Source organism: Candidatus Thorarchaeota archaeon, assembly GCA_021498125.1.
GTDB lineage: Archaea > Asgardarchaeota > Thorarchaeia > Thorarchaeales > Thorarchaeaceae > B65-G9.
This window is the reverse complement of the sequence record JAIZWL010000001.1, coordinates 700,177-709,926: the sequence shown is the minus strand read 5'-3', so window position 1 is coordinate 709,926 and position 9,750 is coordinate 700,177. Positions and strand designations below refer to the sequence as shown.

The window sequence follows — 9,750 nt, the reverse complement described above, 5'->3', positions numbered from 1 at the left end:
ACAAACGAATGCATACTCAGAGACCCCAACACCGCACATACCTCTCACAAGGGACAGACACCAATAAAATCATACTGAATTTATCGATAAGATTAGGTCTTATCCCGACATTAACATGTCAAAGACCTTCAAATATTTACTCGTCGTAAATACGTGCGAATCGACTACGAAGTAGTTCTTGCTATGGATTTGAGATACTCCCAATAGCCCATGAACTTGTAGTCAAGGCGGTCGCGAAGATCGGTCAGGATTTCAAACATAGAGTTATGCCTGTAATCCAAGGGGTGAACTGCGATCTGTACCGACCCTCCCACCTCCAGCTCGACCAGAGAGGAACCCAAAACTAGCTTGTCAGAACCTTGGCTCACGATCTGCTCAACGGTCTCAAAAGGACGTGGGACATTGAAGGGGATTATCCGGTTTTTGATAACACAGTACTGTAGGCCAAGATCTCGACTCAGCGGCACGAGTTTTTGTGGAGCGACCCAGCCGGGGGGAATAACACCCCGAGGCATCCTATGAAAAGCATTGATGAACATGCTGACCGAAGACTTCAACCGGTTTGAGATCTTATCAGCAGGTAGCCGGCGGAACTCGTCAATAGAGCCAGACTTAGAGAGATGAGAATATCCATGAAGTGCAAGTTCTTTGTCGATCGCCAAGAGGTATTCTGCAAAGGTGGGATTCTTCTCAAAAGTATTTATCCGTTTGAGGCCGTAGAAAGGTGTCACTAAGAGGGTGTAACTATCAAATCCTAGCTCATCAAGCAGATCACACGTACGAACCACATCGTCCTCAAATGCAGGAGTGACTTCATGTACTGAGAGCAGAGCAATTCCATCCGGCACACCCTCTACTTTAGTCATTCAATCACCTGCAAGATACGGGTTGAATCCCCCAAACGAGTTAGGGGAACTGATGATTACAGTCGACGACGCCAATGCTTGTAAGCCACATCGATGTCGCGTTCGGTGATTGTTTTGCGGCCGGACACCTCGGTGATCTCAGCGGCACTCTGAGCGAGAAATTCACCGACCTCTTCTAAGATCTGAGCGAGCCGTTCTGCACCTTTATCGCTGACACGGGTTGCACCAGCTTTTCGAATTAACCGGTCAATTGGTGCTACAGGAATGATTCTATCTTTTCGTGAACGTGGCATGAGAAATCACCATGATCTACACATGAGCGTGGATAGTGGCAAATCACGGCTATTGAGTATTAAAAGATTTGCTTTTATCCAAAACTGAACTGATTGGTGTCTAAATTGTTTCATCAATTCGCGCCGTATCTAACTGTTCTTTTGCAGAGGGGAGCCCAAGCTCAGACTCCGTCCTGAGAAGATCACTATACGTAGAATCGATTTGACAATCGGAGCACAAGGGTACACTATCAGACTGGACGCCAATTTGTTGGGCCATGATGCGAAGTGATTCAAAGTCGTCCCCAGCACACGGTTGGAAAATTGGAAACTTGCACTGAACTTCACGGATGTGCTTCAGTGCGGCAATAGTCTGAGCAGGAACTCCAATAACATCACCGGTGACAATTCCATCAGCGTCTTCGATCGACGCAATCTCCGCTGCGACATTGATCATATTACGCCGACAGATGATACAGAGAGATTCGGACGCAGGCCCCTGAAATTCTTTGATCTGCCGGGGGAGAGAGAGAACGTACTTCTTGACAGACTGCCCATGGATATATGAAGCAAGCTTTGCAACAGCAGAATGTATTGCACTTGACTCCTCGAACACAACAAAGACAGGGATCGCACCACGTTTCATGACACGATAAGACGCCACCAATGAGGCAAGGGATCCATCAATCAAACAGACAACAGTTCCTTGAGAACCTGTAGGCATGCCACCAACACCATCCACGGTCTCAGTGAACAGATAGGCCACATCTTCTCGCACTTCTACATAGACACTCTGCTGAGGTGCTGTGAGATTGACCGTGAGATGGAGATTGTCAAGTTGTGAGAGAATGAGTTCGCCCAATTTACGCCGAACATCTTGACTGGTGAAGGTGTGAGATCCCAGACGCCTTGCACCGACAGCAAAGGAGAGCCCTGGACGAAATGATTGACGGGCCAGATCAAGACCGGTCTCCAAGATGGTATCGAACTTGGCCTCAGTGACAACGACCGGTGAAGTAGAGACCACACCAAAGATTCGTGCTGTGACCTCAGCAGCCCGCCTTGCATCATCAGTCATGACGAACAGACGACCGAACTCGGTTCGTACCTTTGAGAAAGAGATAGTATGCTCTTTCAGAGCAGAGGTAATCTGAGAGGCAAGAAGATGAGACATGTATTTTCGTGTCTGACGGGACTTGATACCAATCTCACCATAGCGGACAAGGACAGCCGAATATTCTATAGTCATCAATCAACACGCGATTGGTAAACATAGGAGGCCAATAAAGCATTGTGACATGACAATATATAATATTTAATTGCTTGATGCATTACATCATCATGACTGTTGACAGCATTCTACAGATTGTAAACTCAATGGTGACATGATCAGTTATCTCGCATTAAACCACAAATGGAGATCATCATCCAAATCTAAACTAATACGCATTACGATGGTATGAGTAATACTTTCAACCTTTAAAAATAAATATTGCTTTATTGACATTTCATGACTCTAATTTGCATAAGGCTATCTGGAAGTGGTTGAAAGATGCGATGAGGGGAATGTTTCGTGTTGGCGAAAGAACAGATATTCATGAGGAGTTAAAGAGTAATAGACAATATAGTCTTAAAACGAAAATAGAGGTCTTACCAAAAGAGGACAGGATAATGGAACTGGAATATACTTCTGATGTAGAATTTGTCATGATTCGAGCTAGAACCATTGGAGATTGGTTTAGACATTTAATTGCTGGAGGTAATAATTACAGTGAACACTACCTACTTGAGAGCATGGCAAGAAACTATCTTGCAAGTCATGCAACTGACTGGACTGGGCAAAAACCTCAGATGATTTGGTCAGAGCTTGGCTTGATCACTTATCAGAAGAAAGACTGGAAAAAAATGTTTTGCGATCTCATCTTTCAATACAATGACGACATTTGGATCATAGAGGTCAAGGACCGAGTACAGCCTCATGAGATTTTTCGGAATCCAAAATATCAATCGGCTGTAGATCAATTGAGAAAGTATAAACAAAGGATAAAGAAATTGGGTTGGTGGCCCGATCACAACATCCACTTGGCTGTATTTTGGGCATTCAATGAGAGTGAAATCAAAGAACCAATTCCGATTGATGTGGAGAAGAGCTTACTTTGGCCAAAGGATCGGCAATAAGCGAATAGGGTCGTTGGTGGTCCTGTGTGAAAAGAGGGAAACAAGAAATATATCGACTCAGGGTGACAAAAAGAAATTGAATTCATGATGAATCAAAACAACTATCAATAGGAAGGGTATCGAAAAGATGGCGGTCAAATGAACGTCATCGGAGTCGACGTTGGAGGTACATTCACAGACATCATAATGGTCTGCGATAACCCAAGTCGTTACATGGTCCATAAGGTGCAGTCCACCCCAGATGCACAGGAAAAAGCTGTGGTTCGTGGAATCCAAGAGATCTTAGAGATAAACGGATTTTCTGGTGACGATATTGATCTTGTTGTGCATGGAACAACAGTGGCAACGAATGCAATGCTTCAGCGAAAAGGGGCAAGCGTCACACTGATCACAACAGAAGGGCTTGAGGATGTAATTGAGATCGGGCGTCAGAATAGAGAGGAGATATACTCACCCAATGCATCTCGCCCTCAACCAATTGTTGATCGCGCTCATAGAGTCGGTGTTCATGAGAGGGTGGGTCCGGAAGGGGAGATTATCACCCGCCTCTCGCGTGAAGAGGTTGAGCGGGTCTTCAATTCCGTAAAGGAACAGGATCCAGAGGCGGTAGCTATTGCCTTACTGTTCTCGTTTCGAAATAACGAACATGAACTTGCACTCCTTCAGAGCTTGAGTAGACTAAGCGACAAGTATGTAGTAGCATCATCACAGGTCTTGCCTGAGTTTCGAGAATTCGAGCGAGTGTCCACAACTGTAGTGGAGGCATACTTGGGGCCGGTTGTTCTTGGATATCTGGAACGACTTGATCGAAGACTCAGAGAAGTCTGCCCAAGGGCAAGACTCACCGTGATGCAGTCAAACGGGGGAACTCGACTATGTTCTCGTGCAAGAGGCCATGCAATAGGACTTGCACTGTCTGGGCTGGCCGGAGGAGTGATGGGCGCATGGGAGATAGCCCGGAGATCAGGAATCCAACAGTTGATCTCATTGGACATGGGCGGCACCAGTTGTGACATCAGCGCCATAGATGGTGGAGTAGTTGTCCGTGCAGATAATGATGTGGGAGGAATGCCACTCAGAATACCATCGGTCGATGTGAAGACGATTGGCGCAGGTGGTGGCAGTATCGCATGGATCGACAAGGCAGGCGTTCTCCATGTTGGTCCGCAGAGCGCAGGAGCGGATCCAGGTCCGGCTGCATACAATCTGGGGGGAATGGACGCAACGGTCACAGATGCCAACTTGGTACTTGGAAGACTGAACCCTTACTACTTCTTGGGAGGAAAACTCGAACTGAGTATGAAACATGCAAGGAAGGCAGTTGGGCGTCTTGCCAAAGGACTTGGAATGGACATGGAAGAGGCCGCACTTGGGATTATAAAGATTTCAAGTTTCAATATGATGGAGGCCATCAGAGAAGTCACTGTCGAACGAGGACACGACCCCCGTGATTATGTTCTTGTCCCATTTGGAGGGGCGGGTGCAACTCAGGCCGTGGACATAGCCGAGGCACTGGGAATACGAAGCATCTTGGTACCTCCCTTCCCGGGAATCACCTCGGCCCTAGGTCTTCTCTGCACAGATCTTCGGGTAGACCTCATGAAAACAATCCTGCTCCACGGGGATCAGGGCGATGAGAAGATATTGGTCGAAACCCTTGAGGAACTATCACGTGATGCACAGCAGAGTCTAGAACAACAAGGCGCACCTCCGGAGAGCATCATCATAGAATGGCGTATAGACATGAGGTATCAAGGACAGTCTCACGAACTGATGATCCATGTCCCGTTTAGAGGAGAGAATCTGTTGGAGTTCTCACGAGAACATTTTGAGAGTTCTCATGAGAACATGTATGGATACCAAATGAAGAATCGACCAGTCGAATGGGTGACGGCAAGGGCCGTCGCAGTTTCCAGATGGAGTACACTACCGGACCTGATCCATTCTAATTCGGAACAGGGTGAACCGTACTCGATGCGAGAACTTGTCCTTCCTGATGGTAGCGATGTCGATGCGAGCATCTATAGAAGGGATCAACTGGCAGTGGACCAACGCATTCTGGGGCCAGCCATCGTCGAGCAGGTGGACACGACCATATACATTGGTCCGGATTGGGACGGAACACAGAGAAAAGATGGTACGCTATTTATGAGGAGGCTGCAAGACTGATGGAGGATCCCATTACTTTTGAGGTCATCAAGAACGCACTCATCTCGTGCGCGCGCGAGATGAGCAGCACATTGCGACGAACCGCCTTTAGTCCAAACATTAAGGAACGCCGCGATTGTAGCTGTGCCATTTTTGATGAGAGAGGACGACTGGTGGCACAGTCAAAGGACATCCCAGTACACCTGGGCGCAATGCCTCTGTCGGTCCGGTCATGCATAGAAGAATTGGATGATGAACTCATAGAGGGCACTATGGCACTTGTCAATGATCCGTTTCATGGTGGGTCTCATCTCCCAGATATGACCCTTATCGCTCCAGTCTATCGAGATGGCGAGAGAATAGCATTCACTGCGAACAGGGCACATCATGCAGATGTTGGAGGGATCAGCCCCGGATCAATGCCTGGATTGTCCACCGATATTTCTGAAGAGGGTGTGTTGATCGAGCCGCGAATCATAGTAAAAAATGACACTCTGCAAAGAGAGAGGATTGCAGATCTTCTCAGAGAGACACGCACACCAGATGAGCGACTGGGGGATCTATCTGCACAGATAGCAGCGAACATTGTTGGTGGCAGAAGGCTTCATGAGGCCATGGTAGCGCATGGCGGAAAAACGGTCATTGACACGTTTGAGGAGCTTCGTGACTACTCTGCCGAACGTATGCGAATGGAACTGGAACATCTCGATGGAAAAGTGGCAGAGTTCACAGACTATATGGACAGCGATGGCGCAGGTGAATGGTCAATACCCATATCGGTGGAACTGAAGTTCAAAAAAGGGAAAGTGCGAGCTGACTTTAGCAAGACGGCTGAACAAGTTATTGGAAATATCAATTGTCCCTATGCATCTACCGTGTCTGCTGTCTATTACGTGTTCATCACACTCTTTGGGAATGACATACCCACCAATGAGGGATGCTGGCGAGTGATCGATGTAAAGGCACCCTCAGGTTCTCTATTAAATCCCGAATATCCAGCGGCGGTTTCCGCAGGTAATGTTGAGACCACCCAGAGAATAGTAGACACTGTGTTTGGGGCACTTGCGAAAATCATCCCTGAGAGAGTACCCGCTGCAAGCCAAGGTACAATGAATAATCTCACAATCGGAGGTAGTGATCCGCGAACCGGTCGTCAATTTACTTTCTATGAAACCATTGGAGGAGGGGCTGGTGCAAGTCGTGGAGCCCATGGTGCAAGTGGGATTCATACTCACATGACCAATACTCTGAACACACCAATCGAGGCATTGGAGTCCTCATACCCTTTGAGAGTACTACGATATTCAATCAGGCGTGGCAGTGGAGGTATCGGGGAATGGAATGGAGGCGACGGGATCATTCGAGAGATCAAGGTACTGGCGCCGATGTCGGTAATATCAATCCAGTCTGAACGTAGACATAGCAGTCCATGGGGTCTCAATGGAGGCGCACCGGGGGCTCCAGGAGATAACGTGCTGATCTTTGGAAGTAGAGAATATCGGCTTCAAGCAAAATCAACAGTGGAGGCACCTGCGGGAGCAGTAATCAGAATAGAGACCCCTGGAGGAGGCGGTTGGGGCACTCCTCAAGGGATAGAATAGAACTCGAAATAAAATAATTAGAGCTTGATTGCAACATTCCCATTTACAGCATTAATCCTCATGACACGGGAATTTTCTCCCGCTGACACCTTGACATAGTATGTCGGCACATAGAAGCCAATGAGCTTGGTGAAGGTCAATGTATGTTCGACTACACGTTTGGCCTCTTTAGGAACTTTCCCGGCCATCTTGGCAACACCCTTAACGACCTTTGCGATCGAATTGTATTTGCCAGGGGTCACCTTGGCCTTTTTGATCCAGGCAGGAGATGCACGTTTCTTACCAGGGCCCTTTAACATCTTTTCAAGACTTCGTGCAGGTGCTCCTGTAACACCATCAAGAACAAGAGAGTCGGTACGGTTGATGGTAAAGAGTTCGACCATAGTAATCTTGATAGATTTGCCGGGAATCTCCTTACCCTTAGTGGGCATCTCGACTTCTTTCCCAACCAAGACCCCTGCCACCTCATCATTGACACCAATCTCCTGCATCCGGGGTCGAAGGAACTTGAGTTCGAGTTCAGCAGAGTACGTACTATAGAAGTCATATTTGAGTGCAGGCTTGCCAACAGTCACGTCACTTGGAGAAACACCAAGTATCTCAGCGCCGTCGCTGCGAGCCATCTTAGCAGCCTTTTCAGGCTTAATCTTTGTGGCAAAATAATAGGTGGCTTGCTTTTTATCAATAATCTTTAATTTAGCACGTGCTCCGGTCAGTTTAAACAGAGAAGGCGAGAGAGATGCCTTCTTTTTCTTCTTTTTTGCCATGGTAACTCACAGGTTAACAACGGGCACTGGGGATATTTGTGCTATTCGGCGACATATGAATAAGACCAGCAATTGTATGGGGAGCAGAATTATTTGTGGGCAAAGGCGGCCTTGATAGTATCACCAGTCTCATAGATCCGGGCAAAACCATATCGGACAAACTGGAGAAAGACACCCTCAGATACGTTCTGCATAGAAGGCTCTGCAAGACCGTCTATGACAGTACCATCGACCATCAACAGCTCGACTGGTACAGTACCCTCTTTTGGCACCCACTGGATAATTGAACCTCCGGCGGCTCGTATCTCGCCCACGTCCCTGCTATGAAACTCGGCCAGCCGATCTTTTTGATGAAGAGTAAAGTTAGCGAGGTCCTTCATTCTGAAGAGGCCACCATCACCAATCTTGTTAAAGTCGGTCTCTTGAATTCCAAGGACTACATCACCATTGTCTCTGACAATGGGAATGTGGCGGACGCCTATATCCGGAAAGTCAGGGTGAACGTGAGGTGTCGCCTCATGGATCGAAGAGGGCAGTCCCTTGACATCAAGCCAGACAGGATCGTGAACAAAGAAATAACGCGGTGCATCAGCATCACGTAGTCTCCGATTCTCAGAATAGACGGCCTTCATCGAGAATGAAACATCAACGATACTCAGACCAAGATCCAACATCACCTTACGAATGGCATCAGGATGTATACCCCGTTTCTGAAGTGATTGAAGACTCCACGTGCGTGGGTCGTCCCACCCGCTATAGACACCACTATGGACTTCCACTCGTGATTTACTCTTACTGAGTTTGACATCCTGAAATCTAAGACGCCCATAATACAAGAGCTCGGGATGCTGCCACCCGTAGATGTCCCAGATGTGCTGTTCGATCTTTCCCTCTTTCACAAGATCCTTGCCACGAATAATATGCGTGATACCAAGATCATGATCATCAATCCCCCACGAGAATTCGAGCAGTGGCCAGACACGATACTTGGTTCCGACTCGTGGGTGGTCGGTCTCAGAGATCCGGAGAATGACATGATCACGCATGGCGGGGTCAGGGTTGTCCATGCCAGTCTTCAGTCGCACTGCCGCGGCACGTTCGGGGTAGGTCCCGTCAAGCATCTTTTCCCAACGCGCCAAGTTCTCCTCAACACTGAGACTTCTACATGCACAGGGAATGCCCTTTGCCTTATGCTCAGTCCTCCAGATATTGGGATCACAGTCACATACATAGGCTTCTTGCTGTTTAATGAGATCAACTGCATAATCGTAAAAGATGTCGAGCCGATCCGATTTGTAGACTATCTCATGATATTTGACACCAAGATAATCAAGCCCCTCGGGAATGAGATCATACGCCTCAGGCTCAACCTGTTTTTCCGCGGACCCAATGGTGTCATCAAAGACTAGAATGAGTTTGCCATCATACCGCTTGACATAGTAATCATTGAGAATGACCATCCGAGCATTTCCAACATGTAATGGACCAGATGGAAATGGAGCAAGACGCATCACGACTTTATCCCATTGATCGACATTTGGTAGATCGGGCAATTCACCACTCTTTTTGACAACGACCTCCGGGCGCTCAAGCAACTCAGGTGCAATCCGTTGAAGCTCTGCGCGCTGCTCCTCGAGCGGCATGGCACCAATCTCATCCACCAAGCGTGTCACAATCTCTTTTACTTCCTTGGCGCGCTTCCGTAGTTCCACCCTAGAGCCAAGTAATGCGTTCATCACGGATTTTGCACTGGGGATACCATCATATTTTACAGCATTCTCTAAAACCGTCTTGCGAATCTCATGCTCGAGGTCTGACACGTATACCAGCTCCATGACAACCTTTGTCAGAGGCCATTTAACTTTGACCACAGAGTTGTTCTCTAAAAATAGCTCACTTGGAGAAGCCTTATTTGGAG

General features: G+C 47.6%; 8 protein-coding genes. 3 read left to right on the top strand and 5 right to left on the bottom strand.

What is annotated here, in order from left to right:
* Positions 1-164 precede the first annotated feature (164 nt).
* From K9W43_03635 to K9W43_03625, 3 genes are all read right to left on the bottom strand, one after another.
* A complete protein-coding gene (locus K9W43_03635; GenBank protein ID MCF2136310.1) occupies positions 165-866 on the bottom strand; it encodes a DUF2334 domain-containing protein in 702 nt (233 codons plus the stop codon).
* Positions 867-922: 56 nt separating this feature from the next.
* Positions 923-1,159 (bottom strand): NFYB/HAP3 family transcription factor subunit, encoded by a 237-nt coding sequence (locus tag K9W43_03630; protein ID MCF2136309.1) that lies wholly within the window; start codon positions 1,157-1,159, stop codon positions 923-925.
* Positions 1,160-1,259: 100 nt separating this feature from the next.
* Complete coding sequence (locus K9W43_03625; GenBank protein ID MCF2136308.1) at positions 1,260-2,387, bottom strand: THUMP domain-containing protein; 1,128 nt, start codon at positions 2,385-2,387, stop codon at positions 1,260-1,262.
* Between the two features lie 296 nt (positions 2,388-2,683).
* On the opposite strand from K9W43_03625, the gene K9W43_03620 reads away from it, so the two are divergent.
* The 3 genes from K9W43_03620 to K9W43_03610 all read left to right on the top strand — a co-directional run bounded on the left by K9W43_03620 (position 2,684) and on the right by K9W43_03610 (position 7,065).
* Positions 2,684-3,316 (top strand): hypothetical protein, encoded by a 633-nt coding sequence (locus tag K9W43_03620; GenBank protein ID MCF2136307.1) that lies wholly within the window; start codon positions 2,684-2,686, stop codon positions 3,314-3,316.
* A gap of 138 nt (positions 3,317-3,454) precedes the next feature.
* On the top strand, positions 3,455-5,485 hold the full coding sequence (locus K9W43_03615; GenBank protein MCF2136306.1) for a hydantoinase/oxoprolinase family protein: 2,031 nt from the start codon (positions 3,455-3,457) through the stop codon (positions 5,483-5,485).
* On the top strand, positions 5,485-7,065 hold the full coding sequence (locus tag K9W43_03610) for a hydantoinase B/oxoprolinase family protein (GenBank protein MCF2136305.1): 1,581 nt from the start codon (positions 5,485-5,487) through the stop codon (positions 7,063-7,065). The genes K9W43_03615 and K9W43_03610 overlap by 1 nt, the downstream gene beginning before the upstream one ends.
* Positions 7,066-7,082: 17 nt before the next feature.
* Here K9W43_03610 and K9W43_03605 read toward each other — a convergent pair whose 3' ends face one another.
* Entirely contained in the window at positions 7,083-7,832 is a 750-nt protein-coding gene (locus tag K9W43_03605; protein ID MCF2136304.1) for a hypothetical protein, read from the bottom strand.
* A gap of 89 nt (positions 7,833-7,921) precedes the next feature.
* Positions 7,922-9,703, bottom strand: coding sequence for a glutamate--tRNA ligase (locus K9W43_03600; protein MCF2136303.1), 1,782 nt, complete (start codon positions 9,701-9,703; stop codon positions 7,922-7,924).
* Between the last annotated feature and the right edge of the window lie 47 nt (positions 9,704-9,750).